This is a genomic window from Gillisella taibaishanensis (genome assembly GCF_001938985.1).
Taxonomy (GTDB): Bacteria; Pseudomonadota; Alphaproteobacteria; order Rhizobiales; family Rhizobiaceae; genus Allorhizobium; species Allorhizobium taibaishanense.
This window is the reverse complement of sequence record NZ_MKIN01000022.1, coordinates 53696-75526: the sequence shown is the minus strand read 5'-3', so window position 1 is coordinate 75526 and position 21831 is coordinate 53696. Positions and strand designations below refer to the sequence as shown.

General features: G+C 59.5%; 31 protein-coding genes and 5 tRNA genes. 14 read left to right on the top strand and 22 right to left on the bottom strand.

Going from position 1 to position 21831, the window contains the following annotated elements; all coding sequences use genetic code 11:
* Complete coding sequence (gene recJ, locus BJF91_RS11580; protein WP_075614688.1) at window positions 1-1803, top strand: single-stranded-DNA-specific exonuclease RecJ; 1803 nt, start codon at window positions 1-3, stop codon at window positions 1801-1803.
* 189 nt (window positions 1804-1992) lie between these two features.
* On the opposite strand, the gene BJF91_RS11575 is transcribed toward recJ, so the two are convergent.
* The 5 genes from BJF91_RS11575 to gloA form a co-directional block, all read right to left on the bottom strand.
* Window positions 1993-2067 (bottom strand) — tRNA-Glu (locus BJF91_RS11575).
* Window positions 2068-2239: 172 nt separating this feature from the next.
* Window positions 2240-2314, bottom strand: a tRNA-Glu gene (locus BJF91_RS11570).
* A 182-nt stretch (window positions 2315-2496) separates the two neighbouring features.
* Window positions 2497-2571 (bottom strand) — tRNA-Glu (locus BJF91_RS11565).
* Between the two features lie 103 nt (window positions 2572-2674).
* Window positions 2675-3559 carry a hypothetical protein gene (locus BJF91_RS11560; RefSeq protein ID WP_075614687.1) on the bottom strand — a complete coding sequence of 295 codons (885 nt, stop codon included), beginning with the start codon at window positions 3557-3559 and terminating at the stop codon, window positions 2675-2677.
* Window positions 3560-3782: 223 nt separating this feature from the next.
* Window positions 3783-4223: a lactoylglutathione lyase gene (gene gloA, locus BJF91_RS11555; protein ID WP_075614686.1), complete on the bottom strand. Its 441-nt coding sequence runs from the start codon at window positions 4221-4223 to the stop codon at window positions 3783-3785.
* Window positions 4224-4507: 284 nt separating this feature from the next.
* Between gloA and BJF91_RS11550 the strand changes: the two genes are divergently transcribed.
* The 5 genes from BJF91_RS11550 (at window position 4508) to BJF91_RS11530 (ending at window position 6275) form a co-directional block, all read left to right on the top strand.
* Window positions 4508-5086, top strand: coding sequence for a cold-shock protein (locus BJF91_RS11550; protein WP_075614685.1), 579 nt, complete (start codon window positions 4508-4510; stop codon window positions 5084-5086).
* Between the two features lie 122 nt (window positions 5087-5208).
* Entirely contained in the window at window positions 5209-5577 is a 369-nt protein-coding gene (locus BJF91_RS11545; RefSeq protein WP_234801616.1) for a DUF192 domain-containing protein, read from the top strand.
* Window positions 5578-5673: 96 nt separating this feature from the next.
* Window positions 5674-5750: transfer RNA gene (locus BJF91_RS11540), tRNA-Pro, on the top strand.
* Between the two features lie 100 nt (window positions 5751-5850).
* Window positions 5851-6156: an ETC complex I subunit gene (locus BJF91_RS11535; protein WP_075615581.1), complete on the top strand. Its 306-nt coding sequence runs from the start codon at window positions 5851-5853 to the stop codon at window positions 6154-6156.
* A 42-nt stretch (window positions 6157-6198) separates the two neighbouring features.
* Window positions 6199-6275 (top strand) — tRNA-Arg (locus BJF91_RS11530).
* A 72-nt stretch (window positions 6276-6347) separates the two neighbouring features.
* Here the strand turns inward: BJF91_RS11530 and BJF91_RS11525 are convergent.
* The 17 genes from BJF91_RS11525 to BJF91_RS11440 all read right to left on the bottom strand — a co-directional run bounded on the left by BJF91_RS11525 (window position 6348) and on the right by BJF91_RS11440 (window position 16327).
* Window positions 6348-7388, bottom strand: coding sequence for a site-specific integrase (locus BJF91_RS11525; RefSeq protein ID WP_075614683.1), 1041 nt, complete (start codon window positions 7386-7388; stop codon window positions 6348-6350).
* Between the two features lie 219 nt (window positions 7389-7607).
* Window positions 7608-7853, bottom strand: coding sequence for a hypothetical protein (locus tag BJF91_RS11515; RefSeq protein WP_075614681.1), 246 nt, complete (start codon window positions 7851-7853; stop codon window positions 7608-7610).
* Window positions 7850-8917: a hypothetical protein gene (locus BJF91_RS25325; protein ID WP_234801615.1), complete on the bottom strand. Its 1068-nt coding sequence runs from the start codon at window positions 8915-8917 to the stop codon at window positions 7850-7852. Before BJF91_RS25325 ends, BJF91_RS11515 begins: the two co-directional genes overlap by 4 nt.
* A 10-nt stretch (window positions 8918-8927) precedes the next feature.
* A complete protein-coding gene (dnaN, locus tag BJF91_RS11505; RefSeq protein ID WP_075614680.1) occupies window positions 8928-10040 on the bottom strand; it encodes a DNA polymerase III subunit beta in 1113 nt (370 codons plus the stop codon).
* Complete coding sequence (locus tag BJF91_RS11500; protein WP_075614679.1) at window positions 10037-10264, bottom strand: hypothetical protein; 228 nt, start codon at window positions 10262-10264, stop codon at window positions 10037-10039. Before BJF91_RS11500 ends, dnaN begins: the two co-directional genes overlap by 4 nt.
* 228 nt (window positions 10265-10492) lie before the next feature.
* On the bottom strand, window positions 10493-10915 hold the full coding sequence (locus tag BJF91_RS11490; RefSeq protein ID WP_075614677.1) for an ASCH domain-containing protein: 423 nt from the start codon (window positions 10913-10915) through the stop codon (window positions 10493-10495).
* A 3-nt stretch (window positions 10916-10918) separates the two neighbouring features.
* The gene (locus BJF91_RS11485; RefSeq protein ID WP_075614676.1) at window positions 10919-11179 is read right to left on the bottom strand and encodes a hypothetical protein; all 261 of its coding nucleotides are present in this window, start codon (window positions 11177-11179) and stop codon (window positions 10919-10921) included.
* A gap of 4 nt (window positions 11180-11183) precedes the next feature.
* Entirely contained in the window at window positions 11184-12131 is a 948-nt protein-coding gene (locus BJF91_RS11480) for a DUF2303 family protein (protein WP_075614675.1), read from the bottom strand.
* Window positions 12132-12202: 71 nt separating this feature from the next.
* A complete protein-coding gene (locus BJF91_RS11475; RefSeq protein ID WP_075614674.1) occupies window positions 12203-12547 on the bottom strand; it encodes a hypothetical protein in 345 nt (114 codons plus the stop codon).
* 52 nt (window positions 12548-12599) lie between these two features.
* Window positions 12600-13079 (bottom strand): single-stranded DNA-binding protein, encoded by a 480-nt coding sequence (ssb, locus tag BJF91_RS11470; protein WP_075614673.1) that lies wholly within the window; start codon window positions 13077-13079, stop codon window positions 12600-12602.
* A complete protein-coding gene (locus BJF91_RS24565; RefSeq protein ID WP_083943279.1) occupies window positions 13079-13621 on the bottom strand; it encodes a hypothetical protein in 543 nt (180 codons plus the stop codon). The genes ssb and BJF91_RS24565 overlap by 1 nt, the downstream gene beginning before the upstream one ends.
* Complete coding sequence (locus tag BJF91_RS11460) at window positions 13618-14055, bottom strand: hypothetical protein (RefSeq protein ID WP_075614672.1); 438 nt, start codon at window positions 14053-14055, stop codon at window positions 13618-13620. The genes BJF91_RS24565 and BJF91_RS11460 overlap by 4 nt, the downstream gene beginning before the upstream one ends.
* Window positions 14056-14071: 16 nt before the next feature.
* The gene (locus BJF91_RS11455) at window positions 14072-14770 is read right to left on the bottom strand and encodes a hypothetical protein (protein WP_075614671.1); all 699 of its coding nucleotides are present in this window, start codon (window positions 14768-14770) and stop codon (window positions 14072-14074) included.
* A complete protein-coding gene (locus BJF91_RS11450) occupies window positions 14767-15087 on the bottom strand; it encodes a hypothetical protein (RefSeq protein ID WP_075614670.1) in 321 nt (106 codons plus the stop codon). Before BJF91_RS11450 ends, BJF91_RS11455 begins: the two co-directional genes overlap by 4 nt.
* The gene (locus tag BJF91_RS11445) at window positions 15084-15275 is read right to left on the bottom strand and encodes a hypothetical protein (RefSeq protein WP_075614669.1); all 192 of its coding nucleotides are present in this window, start codon (window positions 15273-15275) and stop codon (window positions 15084-15086) included. Before BJF91_RS11445 ends, BJF91_RS11450 begins: the two co-directional genes overlap by 4 nt.
* A gap of 7 nt (window positions 15276-15282) precedes the next feature.
* The gene (locus tag BJF91_RS24995; protein ID WP_162843861.1) at window positions 15283-15447 is read right to left on the bottom strand and encodes a hypothetical protein; all 165 of its coding nucleotides are present in this window, start codon (window positions 15445-15447) and stop codon (window positions 15283-15285) included.
* A 199-nt stretch (window positions 15448-15646) separates the two neighbouring features.
* The gene (locus tag BJF91_RS11440; protein ID WP_083943278.1) at window positions 15647-16327 is read right to left on the bottom strand and encodes a LexA family transcriptional regulator; all 681 of its coding nucleotides are present in this window, start codon (window positions 16325-16327) and stop codon (window positions 15647-15649) included.
* A gap of 16 nt (window positions 16328-16343) precedes the next feature.
* On the opposite strand from BJF91_RS11440, the gene BJF91_RS11435 reads away from it, so the two are divergent.
* The 8 genes from BJF91_RS11435 to BJF91_RS11400 all read left to right on the top strand — a co-directional run bounded on the left by BJF91_RS11435 (window position 16344) and on the right by BJF91_RS11400 (window position 21830).
* Window positions 16344-16577 carry a hypothetical protein gene (locus tag BJF91_RS11435; RefSeq protein ID WP_075614667.1) on the top strand — a complete coding sequence of 78 codons (234 nt, stop codon included), beginning with the start codon at window positions 16344-16346 and terminating at the stop codon, window positions 16575-16577.
* 238 nt (window positions 16578-16815) lie between these two features.
* On the top strand, window positions 16816-17280 hold the full coding sequence (locus BJF91_RS11430) for a hypothetical protein (protein ID WP_075614666.1): 465 nt from the start codon (window positions 16816-16818) through the stop codon (window positions 17278-17280).
* Window positions 17277-17468 (top strand): hypothetical protein, encoded by a 192-nt coding sequence (locus BJF91_RS11425; protein WP_075614665.1) that lies wholly within the window; start codon window positions 17277-17279, stop codon window positions 17466-17468. The genes BJF91_RS11430 and BJF91_RS11425 overlap by 4 nt, the downstream gene beginning before the upstream one ends.
* Window positions 17465-18025, top strand: coding sequence for a GcrA family cell cycle regulator (locus BJF91_RS11420; protein ID WP_075614664.1), 561 nt, complete (start codon window positions 17465-17467; stop codon window positions 18023-18025). Before BJF91_RS11425 ends, BJF91_RS11420 begins: the two co-directional genes overlap by 4 nt.
* Window positions 18022-20631: a DNA methyltransferase gene (locus BJF91_RS11415; RefSeq protein ID WP_075614663.1), complete on the top strand. Its 2610-nt coding sequence runs from the start codon at window positions 18022-18024 to the stop codon at window positions 20629-20631. Before BJF91_RS11420 ends, BJF91_RS11415 begins: the two co-directional genes overlap by 4 nt.
* Window positions 20628-21035, top strand: coding sequence for a hypothetical protein (locus BJF91_RS11410; protein ID WP_075614662.1), 408 nt, complete (start codon window positions 20628-20630; stop codon window positions 21033-21035). Before BJF91_RS11415 ends, BJF91_RS11410 begins: the two co-directional genes overlap by 4 nt.
* Window positions 21032-21538, top strand: a complete 507-nt coding sequence (locus tag BJF91_RS11405) for a hypothetical protein (protein WP_075614661.1) — start codon at window positions 21032-21034, stop codon at window positions 21536-21538. Before BJF91_RS11410 ends, BJF91_RS11405 begins: the two co-directional genes overlap by 4 nt.
* Window positions 21531-21830: a hypothetical protein gene (locus BJF91_RS11400; protein WP_075614660.1), complete on the top strand. Its 300-nt coding sequence runs from the start codon at window positions 21531-21533 to the stop codon at window positions 21828-21830. The genes BJF91_RS11405 and BJF91_RS11400 overlap by 8 nt, the downstream gene beginning before the upstream one ends.
* The last annotated feature ends 1 nt before the right edge of the window (window position 21831 follow it).

Here is a 21831-nt window from a genome sequence, read left to right as displayed (position 1 = left end):
ATGCTAGAGCCTGCCGATCCCATCGAACGCGCCTTTTTGAATGTCGAGACCTCGGTCAGTGGCCAGCGCTGGGTGTCGCGCCTCGATCAGGCCGGGCTGAACCGGTCGCTGGCGATTTCGCAGGTCCATGGCATTCCCGAGCTGGTGGCCCGGGTTCTGGCGGGCAGGGGCGTCGCGGTCTCGGATGCCAAGGCCTTCCTCGATCCGACGATCCGCGGGCTGATGCCCGATCCTTCCAGCCTGACAGATGGCGACAAGGCCGCAGACCGGCTGGTCGCGGCGATCAACCGTGGCGAGCGCGTGGCTGTTTTCGGCGATTATGATGTCGATGGTGCAGCCTCCTCGGCGCTGATGGCGCGGTTTCTGGCGCATTTCGGTATCGATGCAGAAATCTACATTCCCGACCGGATTTTCGAAGGCTACGGCCCGAATGCCGCTGCGATCGGCCAGTTGATCGAGCGCGGCGCGCAGCTGATCGTCACGGTCGATTGCGGCTCAACCAGCCATGAGGCGCTGGAGGAGGCGCGGCGTCGCGGCGTCGATGTCGTGGTCATTGACCATCACCAGATGGGCAACGAACTGCCGCCCTGCCTGGCGCTGGTTAATCCCAACAGGGGCGACGATCTCTCGGGCCAAGGCCATCTCTGTGCGGCTGGCGTGGTGTTCATGGTTCTGGTCGGCACGCTGCGCAAGCTGCGCGATGCCGGACAAGGTGCTGCGCGGTCGCTCGATCTTCTCGCCTGGCTTGATCTCGTGGCGCTGGCTACGGTTTGCGATGTCGTGCCGCTGAAGGGGCTGAACCGCGCCTATGTGGTGAAAGGCCTGATCGCCGCCCGTCACCAGCAGAACGCCGGGCTTGCGGCACTGTTGAAGGTCGCTGGCATCGGCGGACCGGTCACGCCCTATCATTTCGGCTTTTTGGTCGGCCCGCGCATCAATGCTGGCGGACGAATCGGCGATGCAGCACTCGGCAGCCGGTTGTTGACGCTCGATGACAGCGCCCAAGCCGAGGAAATCGCCGTGCAACTCGATGATCTCAACCGCCAGCGTCAGGCCATGGAAGCCCAGATGCTGGCCGAGGCCGAAGCCGAGGCTATGGCCGAATATGGTACTGGCGAGCGGGCAGCGGTTATCCTGACGGCGCGCGAGGGTTGGCATCCCGGCATTGTCGGCCTGCTGGCCGCACGGCTGAAGGAACGATTCCAGCGCCCGGCTTTCGCCATCGCCTTCGATGGGTCGGGCAAGGGCACTGGCTCGGGCCGTTCCATCCCCGGCTTCGACATGGGCAAGATGGTGCGGGCAGCTGTCGATAACGGTTTGCTGGTCAAAGGCGGCGGCCACGCCATGGCCGCAGGCCTCACGGTCGAGCGCGGCAATCTGGGCAAGGTCAGAGCATTTTTCGAGGATATGGCGCAGGATACGGTCATGGCGCTTGCCGCCAACCGCGCCTTGAAGATCGATGGAGCTGTTGGCGCGTCAGGCGCGACGCTCGATCTCATCGACCTTATCGAAACCGCCGGTCCTTATGGCTCCGGCCATTCGCAGCCGATCTTTGCCATCCCGGCGCATCGGATTCGCGATTCCCGCCTGATCGGCACCAATCACGTCAAAGTCACGCTCGAAGCGCCCGATGGCAGCCGGATCGATGGTATAGCCTTCCGTGCCAAGGAGACGCCGCTCGGCGATTTGTTGCTCGGACGTCGCGGCGATTCCGTGCATGTTGCCGGCTGCCTCGGCGCCGAACTCTGGCAAGGCGCGCGCCGTATACAGATCAGAATCCTGGACGCTGCTCCGGCATTTTGAACTAGAATCTGTCAGGTTCAGGTTGAACTAGACAGCCTCCAGATTTCATCTTTCGTTTGTCTTTTAGGGAAAACCGGGTTCCACTTTTCCCTGACAAACTCAAGATGGCTAGATTGGCCGAAAATGCAGACATAGCGGCAGCGAGGAGCGAGCCGTTGCAAGTCTTCATCTATGTAGGGAGGGTAACAGTGGCACGCCCTAGGGGAGTCGAACCCCTCTTTTCAGAATGAAAATCTGACGTCCTAACCGATAGACGAAGGGCGCGTGCTGTGAGGCCGCTTATAGGCAGACTCGAGCCTGAGGGCAAGCAGAAAATCGAGCCTTTTCCACATGTTTGGCGATTCTTTTTAAAGGGAAATCTGAGCAGAAAACCGCAGTCACCCCAGCGGGCTCGAGGCCAAGCCGGTTCACTCTCTATTATGTCAGGAGAAACGCATGGCACGCCCTAGGGGAGTCGAACCCCTCTTTTCAGAATGAAAATCTGACGTCCTAACCGATAGACGAAGGGCGCGTGTTGCGTGCGGCTCTCTTAGTGCGAACGGTTTTGCCCTGCAAGAGAAATTTGTGCCCTGTGGGCAAAATTCCGATGCGCTTGTTGATAACGCGTAAAAGCCCAGCTTTATTTGCCTGCCAGCAACGGGAAACGCCGCCTGAGCGGGTGCAACTTATTCAGGGAAAGGCTGTGGAAAACAGTGGCACGCCCTAGGGGAGTCGAACCCCTCTTTTCAGAATGAAAATCTGACGTCCTAACCGATAGACGAAGGGCGCGTGCTGTGGCGCCCTTATAGTCAGGTGTTTTGTCGCTGGCAAGCGCTCAAATCCGAATTTTTTACGGAAAAATGACAGCCGGCACTTTAGAGCTTTGGCGGGCCTATTTGCGGATTTTCGCCAGGAATTTCTTGATGAAACTGTCTTTTGTCATGCCGGTCGCTTCCGGCGCGCCCTGGATCTTGTCCATTTCCGTTATGTCGCCGGAGTTGGCCGCGCCAGGCACGCCGCCGGGAAGGCTGGCCTGGAGCTGTGCAGGCATTCCCGGCACGATCTCGCTGGATGGTGAGGCGCTTGGCATTGTTACCGGCTGCTGATCCGCGCGCGGTGCTTGGCGACGCTTCTTTGGATCCGGTGCAAGCCCTGCCAGAATCTCGGCCTTGGTCGGCGGACGCTGGGGAACGACGACCGGAGCCGCTGCTGCGGGTTGCGCCGGTTGATTTGCTTGCACTTGCGGCTGGCTCTGCTGCTGCTTTGACAGGCTGTAGACGCTGTTTACCGTGGCTTGAAACGGGCGCGATGGCATATCCGGCGGCACGATGCTGTTGGCAGGTGCCGAGTCGTTAGCCGCTTGCTGCGGCTGAGCGGCATAGAGACCGTTATGATGCGGGGTGCCAGACGCCGCCGTGGCGTCCGATTCGGTCTGGTTCATGGCAACCATCTGCTCGTCAGCTGAAGGCGTTGCAATGTGCTGCGGCGCGCTGGAAGCGGTCGCTGCCGCATTCGCCGGCTTTGCGCTCTTTAGAGCTGGTGGTGCTGCAGATCTATCGTGACCTGTCGTGACGAGCGGATCGCGGTAGAGCCCACCTTTTTTCGGTGCGGTCGCCGAGCTTGGAGGTACAACGGCACTCTCGCCAGCATCGACATCACCGATCGGACCTTTATCAATGGGCGGCAGGTCCTGTTTCGTGGTCGCGCAGCCGGCGAGCAACGCCACCGCAAAGGCTGCGGCTTGGACCTGAAAGACGATGCGGGTTCGAGACGTCATGTCGCTCTCCTGACTGCGAGCGTCCAAGCCGGTATGCGGCGGACTGCTCCTCTGGTTGAGGAGACTATGACGATTTTAGCTTGCGTCAGGCAGGATGCCGACGCCCTTTAAGCCTTCCCAAGGGGAATGTAGATTCCCGTACGAAATTGCTCAGAAAGGCTAGCGGCGGCATCCTGGAATGCAAACCAATGGCTTTAGGGCCAAAGGGAAAGTGAGAGAGTGGTTACCAGGCGCCGGTATTCGGCATCGAGGCCCAGGGTTCGGCTGGAGCCAGCGAGCCATTCCTCTGGATGATTTCGATGGAAATTCCGTCCGGCGAGCGCACGAACGCCATGTGGCCGTCGCGGGGCGGGCGGTTGATGGTAACGCCATTGTCCATCAGCTTCTGGCAGATAGCATAGATGTCGTCGACCTCGTAGGCGAGGTGGCCGAAATTGCGACCGCCGGTGTAGTCTTCCGGATCCCAGTTATAGGTCAGTTCGAGGCAGGGCGCCATGTCATGGTTGGCCTTTGCTACGTCCTCGTCGGCCGCAAGAAAGATCAGCGTGAAGCGGCCCTTGTCGTTGTCGATGCGGCGGACTTCGCTCATGCCAAACAGCTCGCAGTAGAATTTCAGCGAGGCATCGACGTCCTTGACCCGAACCATGGTGTGCAGATAGCGCATTTGAAAGATCTCCCTGTTGCATGCCGCATATGTCGCCTCTGCGGTGCGGCTTCAAGTTCTGTCAGAGCAGTGTTTGGAAAAAAGCGAAGGGCGTATAAATGCCCTTGGTAAGACCAGGGCGTGTCAAACGCCCCCTGCGCCAGCCTGGAACAAGGTCCGTCAAGCAGAAAGCAGATGCGAATAACTGAAACTAGGGCTTGCGCAACAGCGTTAACAAAATGTTAATCTAGTCCTCGGGAATCAGTGTGCGTTATCCGTTTGGCGTGTCGAGGGGCGGTTTGGAGATGGTGGAAAGAATTTCGGCGAAGGACTTCGTGGAATTCAGTGGGCTCTCGGAGGAGCCCATGGACCTTATCGAAATCACCGGCGCGGTGAAATGGTTCGATGTGGCCAAAGGGTTTGGCTTTATCGTGCCTGATAACGGCATGCAGGATGTGCTGTTGCATGTGACCTGCCTGCGCCGCGACGGATATCAGACAATTCTTGAAGGAACACGCATCGTCGCGCTGATCCAGAAGCGTGACCGCGGCTACCAGGCCTTCCGTGTCCTGTCGATGGACCAGTCCACTGCTACCCACCCATCGCAGATGCCGCCCGTTCGCACCCATGTACAGGTGACGCCGTCGAGCGGGCTGGAGCGGGTTTTGGTGAAATGGTTCAACCGCACGAAGGGCTTCGGCTTTTTGACGCGGGGCGAGGGGACCGAAGACATCTTCGTGCACATGGAAACGCTGCGCCGATTCGGCTTGACAGAATTGCGCCCCGGACAGACAGTGTTGGTGCGCTTCGGCCATGGCGACAAGGGCCTGATGGCGGCAGAAATTCACCCGGACAATCCGGCGCCGCATGTGATGGCGCACTGAGCGTCCGCATTGCGAGCAATGCCATGATTGTTTTACGTAGAAGCGCCTTCCGGGCGCTTTTTTTCTGGATAGCGCTGGCTATTCTTCCCGCCTCAGCTGAAGATTTTACAAAAGGCGCAGCCGTGATTGAGACGGTTTCGGGGGAAGCGCGCCGTTTTGCCATGGAATATGCTATAACTGTCGGCGAGCGCGAGCAGGGGTTGATGGGCCGCAAGCTGCTTGGTCCTGATGAAGGAATGATCTTCGACTTTGGCGCAACCCAGAGCGCCGTGATGTGGATGAAAAACACCATCCTGTCGCTCGACATGTTGTTCGTCAATGAAAAGGGCGAGGTCGTCGGGGTCGCCGAGCGAACTCAGCCTTATTCCGAGGATATCATTCCGTCGCCCGGTCCGGTGCGCTACGTCATCGAAATAAATGGGGGCCGGGCGCAGGCACTTGGAATTACGCCCGGGAGCCGGGTGGTGCAGGGGTTGAGGCCTCCATCCTAAGTTCTTTTGCACAGATGGAAAAAAGCCTGTCTTTTTGAGATTTGCCTGTTGCGATTGCCGGATGAACCGTGTATCTCCCCACTTGTTCGGCGGTCACGGAGTGTAGCGCAGTCTGGTAGCGCATCTGGTTTGGGACCAGAGGGTCGGGAGTTCGAATCTCTCCACTCCGACCATTCTTCCGGCGGATATTTCGCTGGGAAATGCTCACGCCGAACAGTGACGGCGAGGAAGGGAAGAGCTATAGTCTCTTCGTTTTCATGAGGAATGGGTTCGATGTCCGCGAAAATCTACCGTCCAGCTAAGACTGCCATGCAATCGGGCAAGGCCAAGACCCATCTTTGGGTTCTGGAATTCGACGCCTCTGAGCCACGCAAAATCGATCCGATGATGGGCTACACCAGCTCCGGCGACATGCTGCAACAAGTCAAGCTGACCTTCGAAACCCAGGAACTTGCTGAGGCCTATGCCCAGCGCAATGGTATCGACTACAGGGTCATCCCCCCGAAAGAACCGCGCCGCCAGTCCGTATCCTACACCGACAATTTCCGCTTCAGCCGCCTCCAGCCCTGGACGCATTGAGCGCATCATTTCGCTGTGACCGGCCTGCGCCAAGGCCGCGACGGCCCCTTAGCTCAGCTGGATAGAGCACCTGCCTTCTAAGCAGGTTGTCGCAGGTTCGATTCCTGCAGGGGTCGCCAATGATTTCAAATGGTTATGTGAATACAGATTGGAGCGGTTTGGAGAAAAATCCAAACGGTTTGGAGCTTTGTTCATTTTTCATTCGCCTCCAGCTTCAAAATCACCACGTCGCCTTGCTCCAGATCGTCGGCCAGATAGTGCGTTTCGAGCACGCTATGAATGTCCTTCGTCGTATGGCCTGAGGCTTTGGCAATGTCTTCGATCGAGGCCCCGGCTCGGCGAGCCATTGTGATGAATGTTCCGCGTAGATCGTGGAATGTCAGGCCTGTTATGCCGGCCTTCTTTGCCGCTTTTCCCCATGATGTTTTAAATCCGCTGCTGGTCCACGACCGGCCGCGCTGGTTGGTGAGGATCGTCAAGGACTGGACTTTGCGGGCCTCGTTTTCCGCCTTCAGCCGGTCCAGCATTTTGCCGAGAGTGCCAGAGACCAGAATGGCAACGCGGCGTCCGGTCTTACCCTGTTTGAGGCGGATGTGTTTCCCATCGTAGGCCGACCATCGCAATTGCAATAAGTCGCCCTGGCGCTGGCCGGTCCAAATTGCCAACAGCAAGGCATCGGCCAACTGGCGTGATGCGACGGCGCGGAAACGGGACAGATCTGGCGGGGTCCAAATGATTTCCCGGCGCGTGCCAGATTCGGCAAGCCTGCCGGCATTGGTGCAGGGGTTGCGTTTCAACTTTTCCATATGCACACCAAACGCCATGATCCGTTGCAGGATGGACCATGCGATATCGGCCGCGCGAGGTGTTCTTGCCAAGCTATCGCGCCATTCGAGAAAGACTGCGCGTGACCCGGTCGCCTCGATGGCACGGATGTCCATATCGCCGAACTCTATTTCGATGGTTTTGAGATAGGGAAGATAGGTGCTGCGGGTAGAGGGTTTCAGCCTCGGCAGTTCCATCCGCTTGTAGAGCGCGATCACATAGGCCAACGTATCTGCATCTGGTGAGGATCGATCGCGTGTCGCCTGCCGAAATTCTTCGACAAATGCCGGCGTGCCATATTTCTCTTTCAGGCGCGGGCCGCCTTTCCAGGCATAGTAATAGTCCCGCTTGCTGCCGTCAGCGAGACTTTTGCTTGTTTTGTGCAGTCCCTTCAGCTCGACGCGCATCCCGTTTCCTTTTCCATGCCTCAAGAGCGTCTTCCGGTTCCGACTTTGGCGCTATCCCGGAAAGTTTGTCGATATCCCTGTCAAGCGCAACCTTGTCCCATCGATGGGTGCCTGGCAATGGGCCGGGAATTCTTCCATCGCGTACCCAGGCGTTGAACTGGGCAGGGGACAGATTGCAATATTGAGCCGCTTGTGTCTGCGTTAGTAGCCGTGGTTCCCTCATCCGGATACCTCCCTTCGCGGTCCCATGGTTTCTGCATTCATCAGATAGGCCGCCAGGTTCGTGCCGGCGTGGCAGATGCCGGTGACAGTGATTTCGCCGTCTTTGACGGTGAAGCCGGCATGACGCTGATAGGCGACAGTGGCCCAGGTCTTGGCGGCGTCGATATCCATCACGATCCGGTCGGCGCCGCAGCACGGGCAGCGGGTGGTAGATTGAAGTTTATAGGCGCGGGCGGCGGTCATCGGCTTGTTGCCCTCTCAGCCCAGTTCGATGTCGGCAATCGGCGTGCGAGACGTAAGTTGTGTTCGCTGTAGATATGGCAGAACGATCCGCCGCCCTCGGCCTGATGTTCGACCACATATCGGACGGCGCCACGTGTTGTTGCGAAAATACCGCGCACCTCTCCCCTGGCACTGTAATCACCGGTATACTTTTCGACCATGTCGCCGATTTTGAATGGCGCAGGAACGGGCAAGGCGGAATAGCCGAAGAGTTCGGCGGCGAGCGGCTTGCCGAAATCCTTCAGCGCAAAGTCGCGGTCTGCGCCTTTTTCGACGTCGAAGGCTTTGAGCAGCCACTGCGGTTCCGGGTGCCAGTCAGTGGCACCGAACCAAATGCCTCTTGGCAGAATGGTTCGCTGGGCAGTTTCGCCGCGGTAGTTCGTATAGGTGAGGGTGGTAGGCACTTCCTGCGTCGTGTTCGTGGTTAGAGCGGCAGGATCAAGACCGGGAAGCGGGCCACGTCCGTGACGGGTGGAACGCTTGGCACGGATACGGGCAATCGTCTCGGGCTGTTGTAGCTTTTCGAGATCGGCCTCGCCGCAGGCCATGAGATCATATCCAGCGACAACGCAAAGCGACGTCAGTGTAAGAAGGGCTGCGCCGATCTCCTTGGCGGGTTCGCCGGCTGGCCGGTCCCATGTGTAATCCACCAAGCGGTGGGCATCTTCTCGCGTCATGCCAAACGCTTGTAGGACTTCGTTTGTCTCCTCCGCATAGCGGTTGAGCCGTTCCGCGACATCAGTTGGGTCATCATGGAAGAGCGCATGGTGCGCGGCAGATACGCGATATTGATAGGTCTCTGCGGTTCCGGGCAGGGCAGATTCGAGCGCTTCGCGTTCACCCTGCCTCCCACGGTATTCAGCCCTGGCTATCTCTTCGCGCAAGCGCCGCATGGTGTAGCGTGGCCGCTCCTCGTCTCCAAATTCGACGGCCACGGCGGCTTCGATAATCTCACGCGCCTTTTCATCCGTCACATTTCCAGCCATGGCGCCGGCGGTGATCATGTCTTTGGTGACATTCATCATCTCTCTCCAGTCACACCCGCATCGGCATCAGCACGATCAGGTTCTCTTCATGGTCGCCGTCGGTGCGCAGGATGGCGGGGCTGCCGGCTTCCTGCATCGCCAGCGTCAAGGGGCCGTCGGACAGCATTTTCAGCGCCTCGAGCACGTATTTGCCGTTGAAGCCGGCTTCGATTTGCAGATTGCCTTCGACGGCAATGGTTTCCTCGGCCGAGCCGGCATCCGGGTTGTTGACGGTCAGCATCAGTTGGCCATCGGAGAAGGCGCACTTCACCGCCCGGCCGCGTTCGCTCACGATGGTGGTGACCCGCTCAATGGCGGGTTTCAGGATCTTGCCTTCGAATTCCGCCATGGGCGCGCCTGGAGCGGGAATGACGGCGCGGTAATTGGGGAAGGTGCCATCGATCAGTTTGGAGGTGATCTTGATGCCGGGCATTGTCAGGGCGATCTTGCTGTCGTTCGCCTCAATGGTCACCTGCGCATCCTTCGGCAGGTCGTTCAGAATCGGGATGAGTGCCGCGACCGTCTTGCGTGGCATGATGACGCCGGGCGGTGCTTCGCCATCAATGCGCAGCCAGCGCTTTGCCAGGCGGTGGCCATCCGTGGCCACCAGCAGCGCGCCGTCTGCGCCCGAGTGGATGTAGATGCCATTCAGGTAATAGCGCGTCTCTTCCGTCGATATGGCGAAGGCAACCGAGCCGATCGCGGCCAGCAGATCCTTGACGCCGGTGGTGCATTTGGTCGGGGCCGCGCCGTCGGCAAAGCTCACCATCGTCGGTAGATCGCCGATCGGCAGCACCTGCAGCTCAAACCGCGACCGGCCGACCGAGATCTGCGCCTGCGTCTTGCCAGCGTCGAGCTTGATCTTAATCTGCCCGTCAGGCAGCTTGTCGACGATCTGACCCAGCATCTCGGCCGGGACGGTGAAGGGCTGAAACTCCATGTCAAGATCGGCCGGGCAATCAATGGTGCCTTCGATATCGAGATCCGTCATGCGCAGCTGCAGCCCGGCCGGGCCGCGCTCGAAACCGACATTGGCCAGGATGGGGATGGTGTTGCGCCGTTCGACAATGCCCTTTCGGGCCTTCAAGGCTGCGGCGAGGGCGGATTTGCTGGCGGTGATCATGGGTCTTGCCCTTCGATTTGCTGGATAGGCTTGGCATTGCCGGTCATGTATTTCTGCGCCTGGACCATCAGCCGCAGGCCGCTGAAGATCTGTTTGGCGATCTCTGCGCGAACTTTCGCTTCATGCGCGGTGATCGTGCCGGTGCGGAGGTCTGTCAGGTCTTGCCGCAGGCCGGTGATGATGGCGGGAACGTCGAAGGCGCTACCGATGTCTGAAGTGTCCATTCTGGATTTCCCATTCCAAAAGAGTGATCATCGCCTTGAGCTGCCGCAGAACCTGAAAATTGCGCCGGTTGAAAACCGGGCCGGAAATCTTGTTGCCCCATTGGGACGTGCATGATTTGCAGATGGGCGTATGTTCTGTGGGCCGGCCCCTGGACATGTATTCGTAGGGTCGCGGCTGAGGGACATCCTTCTCGCAAATCAGGCAGGTGAAGAGTGGCGGGTCGGGCTTCATGGCCCCGCCTCGACGAGGTTCTTGCGCCATTCGAAAAAGCTGAGCGCGCCTTTGACCGGAATGAATTTGACCGGCTGGACATTGCGCAGCACGAACCCATAGCGCCCAAAGAACCATGGACTTGACGAGCTATCGACGCAGTTGACGATCTCGGCCGTGGCCACGATGCCGCCGCGCTGCAATTCGTCGCGTTCTGGAAAGACGCCGCCCTGCGGGAAAGGGCGAGTGCGGCTGATGGCGTGCACGGTTGCGAGGCAATCCTCATATTCGTCGCGCGTCACGCCCTTTGAGGCGTGGATGCAGACCGGCCCGCGAAACCGCGTTGGCCAGTCTCGGTTCTCGATATCCTTGCCCAGATTGACGATACACCACGCCCATGGTTGGCGAATCGACAGGGCGAATTTTGGGAGGGTTTCCATCTCTCAGCCTTTCAGCTTGTCGGCGGCCAGTTCGCCAGCCCTGGTGAGGGTCAAAGGGTTCTGGCCGCCGCGCTCGATCACCAGCCCGTGGCCGATCAGGGCCTTGATGGTGGCGGTGGCGACGGTGTCGTTTCCCACTCGCCAGCGGCCCCGCGCGCGGCTGTTGAAGCGATAGAAGCGGATAGCCAGCAGGGCGGACTGCTGCGCTTGCGTCAGCGTCGTCTTCGGTTCCGTCACGGCGGGGTTGCTGGCGAGCGGGATCATGGCGTCAGGCCGTCACTTCCGGCTTGCCTTCAAAGACCGGTAGCGTTGTCCGGTCGGCGACAGCTTCCAGGTCTTTCTTGACCTGATCGCGCAGAGCGATGTCCGGGCGGTAGAGTTGATACATCCAACTGATCTCGCCTCCCTTCACCCGATACCGAAGGCGGGCCGGGATGCGCACCGGATCGCCATCTACCCAGGCGGGCACACACAGCATAAACAGGCCTGGAATGCTGATCGGCTGGCCGTTGCTGTCGCTGTGGGTTTCTTCGAAGACCAGCGAGCGCTCTCCGGATGCCAGCCGGATGTTCTGCTTGACCTTGCCGCCGACGGAAATTTCCAGATCGCGCGACAGTTCGATCAGCCGCGACGGCTCGGCAAAGCGCTCCTTGAACAGGCCTTCATAGAAGTCTTTTTCGGTGTCGTCGGCTTCCGATAGCTCGGCGCAATGCTCATCAAGCCATTCCGCAAATTCGCCTTGCGTGAAGGGCTTGTTGTTCTTTGCCAGCCATGCCGCCATCTCCGGCGTGATAGGAAAGGCGTAGCCGATCCGGTGATCGCTGTGGCCCGGAACGTTTTCGAGGCTGTGATAGTTGATGACGGCGGTCAGCTTCAGGTTCGGATAGGTGGTCGAGGCAAAGACGACCGTTTCGTCCTCCGATGCATGGCGGTTGACCAAGTCAATAAAACTGTCCAGCGTTGTGACCGTGGCTTCGCCCGTCCGGCGTTTCGGACCCTGACGATAGGCCTCGATCTGGCTTTTCAGATCGGAGATCCTGCCATTCTTGGTGTCGACGGCCAGAAGAATTTTTTCGGGCAAGCCATCGCCAAGGCCATCCGTTTCGACGACCTGAAATGTCACGGCGTTGGCGGCTTTTGCCATTTCTGCGATACGATCAATACCGTCGCCGCTATCGGGAAGTTTGGAAGGTTGAATGAGAGTCTGGGTGTCCACGGTCTGCTCCTTTGCTGGTCCGTTCGGGAAACCGCAGGCGTGACGTGACGTCCTGCGGAAACCGGAGCGGATCAGGCGGTTTCCCGCGTGGGAACTGCGTTAGGGCCGCCGAACATGTCGTGTTGGCGGGGATGGACCGTGCTGATTTCGGCGTCCTCGGTGAGGAAGTACACGGTGGACCGGCGCGGTGGCTTCGGGGTCTTAGTCGTCACGTCGGCGTCGAATTCGATGCGGCCATCCTGCACGCAGATATCGAGCTTGATGGTAACGCTGCCCTTGGCCTTCGCCTTGGCGTTATCGCCTGTCAGGTCCTGTAGCTTGGTGATGGTTTCCTGAATTTTCTCGGCGAGATCCTTGTGGAGCTGGCCCTGTTCCAGAGAGCCGATCAGAACGCTGGGGTCACGAATAATTGCCATAAATCACCTCGTTGGTTGGTGGTGCGGATTGAAAAAGACGGTTGGACCGTCGCTAAAACGGAATGTCGTCCGACATTTCATCGCGGAAGCCGCCCGAAGACGTGCCAGCACCGGCCCCGGTGCGGGTGCTGGTCGAGCGGTATTCATCCGGGCTGCCGGCGGCTGGCGGACGATTGGAGGGCTGGCGATCAAGCATGGTCAGGGTGGCGTTGAAGCCGTTCAGCACGATCTCGGTGCTGTAGCGATCGTTGCCGTTCTGGTCCTGCCACTTGCGGGTTTGCAGCTTGCCCTCGATGTAGACCTGCGATCCCTTCTTCAGGTACTGCTCGGCCAGCTTGGCCAGGCCCTCGGTGAAAATCACGACGGTGTGCCATTCCGTGCGCTCTTTGCGTTCGCCGGTGGACTGGTCGCGCCAGCTTTCCGACGTGGCGATGCGCAGATTCGCGATCGGGTTGCCGCTCTGAGTGCGCCGGATTTCTGGATCGGCGCCGAGAAAGCCGATGAGGATGACCTTGTTGACGGAACCGGCCATTATGCACCTGCCTTTCTGGCTTCGTCGCGGTCGATCATGTCGATCTCGGCCAAAATCAGCGCGCCAGCGCGAACAAGATCTTCACGGGGAGATTTTGGTTTCCACCATCCAGGCGTGAATGACCAAAATGCGGGGCATTCATTGTCGCCCGGTCCATGCGGAGAGAGGTTATTTGCAGCATTAATGGCATACGATGCAGCAGCAGCGGCGAGATCGCCGCCGTCATGCTCGATGTCATCGTGGTGTGGTGTCCACCCTTCATAATTGATCTGTCGAAACCGTTCCGCGATCACATCACGGATGGCCTTGCTGTCTTCAAAGGATGTTCCCGCATATTTGGTTGCCATAGAGGCGAGCTGGGTCAGCTTTTCGTCTGAAAGCTTCAAGATGAAGGTATCGAAGTTATGGTTGAAGCGCTCCCATTGGACATCGCCAGATTTACCAGCCTGAACGAGGCCGGCGCTTTCCAGCCGTGAACGTTCAGTATTCGCGTAAAAATAAGCCAGATCCCTGAGCATTTTCGCGGTAAAGACAGCCATCATGCGCCGCCTTCCAGGGCGTCAAGCACTTCATCGAGGGATGTGCAGATAGCGTTCGCCATCAGTGCCATCAGCTCCGGCTCTTCGCCGTCGCGGGTCCAGATGATCAGGCGTTTGCCGCGACCGGCGAACCAACCGGCTTCGAGATGGGCACTACGCCCGCAGGGCAAAAGGAGGATGCAGGTATCTGCCCACTCCATGCCCCTAAAGTCATTGAGGTATCCGAGTGCTGCCGTGGGATGGGTCGTTAGCAAGTCGCGGTATTTTTTCGCATCCCATGCCTGCCAGTCAGGATCAATCTCCGACCATGCAAAACCTTTGACGCCGTTTGGTGGGTTTCTGAAATCGTAGACGAAATGACCAGCATTCCGCAGAGTTTGAACGGCAAGCGGCTGCGATGCATTCCGCCAGCTCGACGCGAGATAGATTCTGGACATGAAAATTTCCTCCAATTCACCGGCGCTTGGCCGGGGTGGCGATGTGGGCGAGGTGGGTGAGCCGGCAGGTATCCAGGCGGTCCTGGCCGATCAGGCGGGCGGCGAGCTTGATGAAGGCCTCTTCGGCCTTGGACGGGCCCCAAGGAGTAATGGCGCCCTTCAGTTTGGGCTGGCGGTACTTGTCGACCGGGTAAAGCTCCTGGCCGCGCAGAAACAGCGCGCGCGCCTCGGCGCCGAGCATCATCGTATCCATGGCGTGGACGAGCTTTCGCTGACCCGCCTTCCAGGCGCTTGGCGGCGGCAGGTGCAGGGCGCTGTAGATTGCCGTGTCCCAGCCGTCCTTGAGCCGGGCCATCGCATTGCGAAACGCAACGGCCGGGCCGATCTCTGCGGTCTGCTGGCGGATCACGGCGGCAATGGCGTCCTGCGCCGGGCGGGTCCAATCGCCGAGCAGATATTCATGCCCGTCGTGAAACTGAAACAGGACCGCCACCAGCGGGTCGGCGCCCTCATTCAGCAGGGCCTCGGTGCCCATCACGCTGTGCTGCGCCACCGAATAGCCCCCGGCCTCCGGCACGCCGTTGAACCGGTTGATGCGCGAGAGGGCCGCTGCCATCTTGTAGACGCAGACCTCACCCGGATGCGGGGCAACCAGGTCGAGGGTCGATCCATCGGCACGGAAAGATGCAACGGGAGCGGAGGCGAGGCGCGTCATGAGCGCGTGTCCAGCGCTGCAGAGATGCGCGCATGAAGAAACTTCGGCCAGCTGGGATGCATGGCGCCGACATAGCTGCCGCCGAACATATATTCCCAGAGAAAGTCCGACTTCGCTTGCAGGGATGGGAGTTGTTCGGCGAATGCCAGAGCCGCCTCTGCTGTAATCACGCGGATACGCAGATCGTAATTGTCCTCGCGCAGCCGGCTATTGCGGTTCCAGAGAGAAGCCACGAGGCCGAGGCAAAGCGCAATCACCCAAATGGTCAGAATGACATACAGCGAAGCGTAGAGCGCGGCGAAAGCGTCCTGGATCATCGCACGACCTCCAGCAGTGTCAGCAGCCGCAACTGATTGCGGATGGTGAAGGGCAGGCTGGAGAGGACTTCGATATCGCTGTGCGTATCGACATCGGAGGAAGGATCAAGTTCGCGGAACGCCCGAACGATGATCATTTCCAAACGGTGACACTTGCGGATCAGGGCGTCTTGCTCTTGCTCGGTCATGGCCGCCTCACACGCTGCAGGCGATCATGAAGCCAATGGCGAAAGCGCAGGGCAGCATGAACGCGGTCTGGTGGCGGGCGATGAAGGTGGTCGCAGACTGATAGTCAAAGCAGATTAACGGTGAAGAGACGCGAAAATGCACCATCACCGATTGCAGCGATTTGAAAGACATGATCTGTTCCCCGTTGAAAGCCCGGTTGCCCGCCGCCCGGTGGATCTGTAGGGGCTTGGCGGCGGGCTTCGGGGGCAACCCGCTGTGTGGTGCAGCGGATAACGGGAAACGTACTTTATGTACGATATAGGGTCAAGTACAAAACGTACGAAAAATGCCCAAGGCAATTTCGAGCACACATAACGTCTGGTTTTTTGGATTAGATGTCGTGAATAACCCGCTTCACGCGGCCGAAGACATACAAGTCATCAAGGCTTGCTGGCGTTGACATATGATCAGGGTTTGTTGAGTATGGCTGAAGGCGGGCAGGCGATCTGCGCCATCTCTTAAAGGTAGCCTCGCCTGTCGCCAGTGCAAAAATATAAAACCTGCCATCAATGAGTTGATCGTCGGCTCGGTCTACAAGAATGATCGCTCCTTCTGGAGCAATGCGATCCATAGAATCGCCTTCTACCTGTAGTGCAACCCAATCGCCCCTGGGCAGCTCGCCAACCTTTATGTGTCTGATTATGTTGTCGGCAGTGATCATGGATTGGTCGCGGAGATTGCCCGCGCTGACCAGCGAGAGAAGTGGCACGTCGATGTCGGAAGACTCTGTTGCGTCATTCTCGCCATAAAGGATCCAGCCGGCGTCAACACCGAACAGATCGGCATATTTTGCGGCGGCTTTGCGCGATATCGCCCGGTTGCCATTTTCATGACTTATCATGGTGTTCGCATTGATGTGGCGCGGAAACGCTCTCGCCGCTTCTGTCGGCGATTTGTAGCCTGATTTCGCTCTAGCGATCTGCAATCTGTCTTTCGGTTCATTCATGCGTACACAATGAACGATTTTTGTCGTCCAAGGTGTACGAAATAGGGTTGCGGAAGTGTCGTACATTTTGTACAGTCCATGTATGAGCAAGACGGTTTCGACAATTTCCGAGCTTATTGACCAATGGCCGACAATCGCGGATTTCGCGTCAGCGGTTGGCTGCGGCTATGAGGCTGCTCGTCAGATGCGGCGACGTGGAAGTATCGCGCCTAAGCATTGGGCTCGCGTTGTTGATGCTTCCGCTGCGCAAGGAATCGAAGAGATTTCTTTTGCCTGGCTCGCGAAACATGCGGTCGGTTTGGAGGCTGTCGAATGAACCGCGCGGCTCCACATCGCTTCTCCCGCGCCGGGTCTGGCAAGAGCCTGGCGCTACCTGCCGAGGGGATTGTCCCCCGATCTCCTCGGCATTTTCTTGTCTGTTGGTCATATCGGCCTCGCATGTGAGTGAGAGCTAAAGTTAAGTCCCTGTTTCTGTTGCGGTTCTAGCCGCTGGCGCGGGGCGGTTCACGAAAACAAATCGGCAAAAAATATCCTTGATTTCCGAGGAGGGATAAGTGCGCGCAATTAACAGAGAACAGGCTGCTGCCCTGAAGGGCGCAACCCGCCGAGCCATCCAGATGGCGGGCACCGCTGAGAGTTTTCAGCACATCACTCGTGTCGGCAAGGCGCCGCTGTCGAACTACGCCAGCACCTCCGATGACAATGCGGAAAAGTTCATGCCGCTCGATATCGTCCTTGAGGCTGATCTCGAAGCCGGTTCTCCCGTCATTACCGAGCAGCTGGCCCGGTTGCAGGGCTATCGGCTGGTGAAGGATGAGCCTGCGGCTGCGGCCGCAAAGCTCAACCTGATGGACCTCTTGAGCATGGACAGCGTGTCCAATGCGCTGAAAACCGTCGTCGTCGAGGCCCTGGACGATGGGCACATTTCGACGGGCGAGGCTCGTGACATCGGCCGCGAAGGCGAGAAGCTGATCAAAAAGATCCGTGAGATCATGAGCAAGGCGGGGGCAGGCGTATGACACCTGTCGAGGAAAAGCTCTACGCCGCCCGCCGTCGCCATGACCGCGAAATCAATATTGCCGCCTTTGCGCCGAGCCCGTCGCTCGAGAAGCGTCAGTGCAAGGAATGCGGCACGGTGCGCACCACAGCTGAGGTTATCGAAAAGCACTGCATCCGCTGCGCTGAGATCGGGAGGTTCTTTCGATGAGCGGCGTGGCATTCGTCTGGACCGGCGAGAAGCTGGAAAAGGCCGCTGACCTTTGGAAAGAGGGGCATTCGGCGACTGAAATCAGCAGCACTCTCGGTGTGTCGCGGAGTTCCGTTCTCGGTATTGCTGGTCGGCGCCGTGACCTCTTTCCAGCCCGTGGCGTTGGCACTCAGCCGCCATCCCGGAAAGGGACGGGCCAGGTCAAGGTGGCGGTCACTGCCAAGCCAATCGCGCCAGCAAAGCCCCGTGCGCCAAAGCCGGCAGCACCGAAACCGGAACCGAAGCCAGCGCCCAAACTGCCGGTGTTCGTGCAGACCATCGTTGATGGGCGGGTGACGGGCGGTCTCGCACCGAAACGCAATCTTAATGCGTTCCGGCTGGAGCATGTCGAGCCGGTGGCCTTTGCCGATCTGACCTCGGGCCAATGCAAATTCCCGCTGGTTCCCTTCGATGACGTCGCCGGGCCGAAGTCGCCTTGCTGCGGTGCTGCTGTCGACGATCTGCAATCGTGGTGCCCCGCGCATCAGAAGCTGGTTTTCCGGGCGAGGGCGGCATGAACTACGTCGAGTTTGTCAAGGATAAGATCCAGATGGCGGCGGAAGGCGGGTTTGCTGTTGCCGTCGAGGACGTCAATCCGCTTTTGCTGCCGCATCAGAAAGCGGTTGTCATCTGGGCTTGCGCTGGCGGCCGGCGCGCCATCTTCGCGGCCTTCGGGCTGGGCAAGACCATCATTCAGCTGGAAGTGCTGCGGCTGGTGCTGTCGCGCTTTGGCGGTCGCGGCCTGATCGTGGCGCCACTCGGCGTGCGCCAGGAATTCCGCAAGGATGCTTTGATGCTGGAAACCGGCGCGCATCCCCGGATCACCGATGTGCAGCGCTCGGAGTTGAAGGCCTGGCGGGCGCTGCGGCCCGATCGGGCTTATGGGCTTACCTTCATCCGCTCCATGGCCGAGGCGCAGGCGACCGGCCTGCATGTGACCAACTATGAGCCGGTGCGCGATGGCAAGATCGACCCGCGCCTGTTCGATGTCGCAAGCCTCGACGAGGCGTCCTGTCTGCGAGGCTTTGGCGGCTCGAAGACATTCCGCGAGTTCATGCGGCTGTTTGACGGGATCCGCTTCAAGTTCGTGGCGACCGCCACGCCGAGCCCGAACGAGTTTATCGAGCTGCTGGCCTATTCCGCCTTCCTCGAAATCATGGATGTGGGGCAGGCAAAGACCAGGTTCTTCAAACGCAATTCCGAAAAAGCCGACAGCTTGACGATCCATCCGCACAAGCAGCGTGAATTCTGGCTGTGGGTGGCAAGCTGGGGCCTGTTTATCGAGCGGCCGAGCGATCTCGGTTTTTCCGATGACGGGTATGATCTGCCGCCTATGGATGTGCATTGGCATGAGGTGCCGAGCGATCACGGACAGGCCGGCGCGGAAAAGAACGGGCAGGGGCGATTGCTGCGCAACGCCTCGGCATCACTCTCGGACGCCGCGCGGGAAAAGCGCGACAGCCTGCCGGCGCGCATTGCCAAGCTGATGGATCTGCGGGCGCTGGCGCCGGATGAGCATCGGCTGATCTGGCACGATCTCGAAGCCGAGCGGCTGGCGATCGAGGCTGTCATCCCGGATGCCGTAACCGTCTACGGCGCGCAGGATCTGGAAATGCGCGAAGCCTCGATCATCGGCTTTTCCGAGGGACGTATTCGCGAACTGGCGGGCAAGCCCTCCATGCTGGGCTCGGGCTGCAATCTCCAGCCGTTCTGCAGCTGGGCGATCTTCCTCGGGATCGGCTTCAAATTCAACGATTTCATCCAGGCGGTCCACCGCATTTACCGATTCCTGCAGACGCGGCGCGTGCGCCTCGACCTCATTTTCACCGAGGCCGAGCGGCCGGTGCGCGATGTGCTGGAAGCGAAATGGCGGCGGCACGAAGAGCAAAGAGCAATCATGACCCAGATCATCAAGGAATACGGCCTGTCGGCCGCCGCCATGGCCGCCACGCTGCAACGCTCGCTTGGCGTCGACCGGATAGAGGCGATTGGCGACAGCTACCGGCTGATCAACAATGACTGCGTCCTGGAAACGCAGGCCATGGCGGCTGACAGCGTCGACCTGATCGTGACCTCTATCCCGTTCTCGACGCAATACGAGTACAGCCCGAATTACTGCGATTTCGGCCACACGGATGACAATAACCACTTCTGGAAACAGATGGACTTTCTCATTCCCGAGCTGTTGCGCGTGCTTTCGCCGGGCCGGATCGCCGCCATCCATGTGAAAGACCGGATCGTGCCCGGCGGCATGACGGGCCTCGGGTTCCAGAGCGTCTATCCGTTTTCCGACGATTGTATCAGGGCATTCCAGAAGCATGGCTTCGCCTTCCTCTCGCGCAAGACGATCACGACCGATGTGGTGCGGGAAAACAACCAGACCTATCGGCTCGGCTGGTCCGAGCAATGCAAGGATGGCAGCCGCATGGGCAACGGCATGCCGGAATATCTGCTGATTTTTCGCAAGCCGCCAAGTTCGGCCGATAACGGTTATGCCGACCGGCCGGTGAAGAAAGAGAAGCGGCAATGGAGCAATGAAGCCGGGGAATGGTCGAACGAGACCGGCTATTCCCGGGCGCGGTGGCAGCTCGATGCCCATGGCTATATGCCGAGCTCTGGCGACCGGCTGTTGCCGATCGAGGATCTGGCCGGGCTGGAGCATCATCAGATCTTCAAGCTCTGGAAACGCTACTCCCTCGAATCTGTCTACGATTTCGAGCATCACGTGAAGATTGCCGAAGTGCTGGAAGAGCGGGGCATGCTGCCCTCGACCTTCATGCTGTTGCCGCCGCATTCCAAGCATGACGATGTCTGGACCGATGTCGCCCGCATGCTGTCGATGAACACGCTGCAGGCGCAGGCCGGAAAGGAAATGCATCTCTGCCCGCTGCAATTCGACATCGTCGACCGGGCCATCGGCCAATATACCGAGCCGGGCGAGACCGTGTTCGACCCGTTTGGCGGGCTGATGACGGTGCCATATCGGGCGATCAAGCTTGGCCGCAAAGGCATCGCGACCGAGCTTAACCCCGCCTATTTCCTCGACGGCTGCAAATATGTCGAGGCGGCAGCGCGGGAAATGGCCATGCCCAGCCTTTTCGACCTGATGGAGGCGGCGCAATGAAGCCGGCTGGCCTCTTCGTCTGCACCGATAATCCGCAACAAGCGGCAATCGATCTATTCCGCTGCGACCCCGAGCTTGTGCCTGCATGGGCAAAGATCGTCAGCGATGTCGCAGAGATCGCGGCAATCCCCACCAAGGCGAAGGTGATCAACCGTTGGTACGGCTCGCCCGGTTTGTTCGAACAGGTCTGGCGCGAAGAGCGGCTGCGGCGGGAGTTCGATATGGACTATGCCGTTCATGTCGCCGCGCTCGAGGCCTGGCACGACAAGCGATGGGCTGAGGCGTGCGCGCCGCCTGCCGAGCCCGCACCCCTTGCCGACAGGCAGGATCATGCGCCTCCCGCTGCCCGGGCGGCGTCTCCTCCCTCTTCTTCCGCACACTCCAGACAATCGAGGTGGTTATGACATCCGTTTCCTTGTTCAGCCATAAGACACCGGCTTTCATCACGCCTGCCAGTTTCGCCGACCTCGACGATCCGACCAAGAGCCTTCTGGCACGTATGCTGCGCGAGCGCGGGCTCTCGAAACAGTCCATGGAGGAGATGACGGGCCAGCCGATCCAGATGCTCGAGGCTCTGTGCAATCAGCACCACCAGGTCTTTCTTGCGGATCAGAAAGAGCGGAACTTGCCAGCGAGATCTGATGACGGCGATCTGTCGGACCCGGCCCGCAAGCTGCTTTCCGTGTTTTGTGTTGCCGATGGTCCGGTGACCATGACCTATGCGGACCTGGAGCGGCAAGCCGGCATTACGAGCGGGTCGGCGCGCTGGCTGCTCGATACGCTGAAGGCCTACGCCTTTATCAAATGCCTGCGCGTCGGCAAAGGCCCGCGCCAAAGCACGTGGGTTGCCACAGAGGCCGGTCGCGCTGCCTTCGCCACCATCATATCGGTGGCCGCCGATGCGTGAAAAACAGAAAATCACCCTGATCATCGCGCCGAGCCGTGAAGCGGCGGCAAAGACATTGGACGCCTGGCAGGTGCCACGCGGTCGCCTCTGCGATGGCCGGGCGCTTCGGGTGATTACCGATCCCGAAGGCCTGCGCGGCTGGCATGAGGGCACGCCCTGCCTGATCGATTTTACCCTGTTTGGCCGAGCCGACGTGCGGCTGAAAGATCTGGCGCAAAGCCTGCTGGCGCACGGGCGGCTGCGGAGAATCGGGTTCAAGGAATTGCGCGAATTGCGTGGGGAGATGGTGTGAT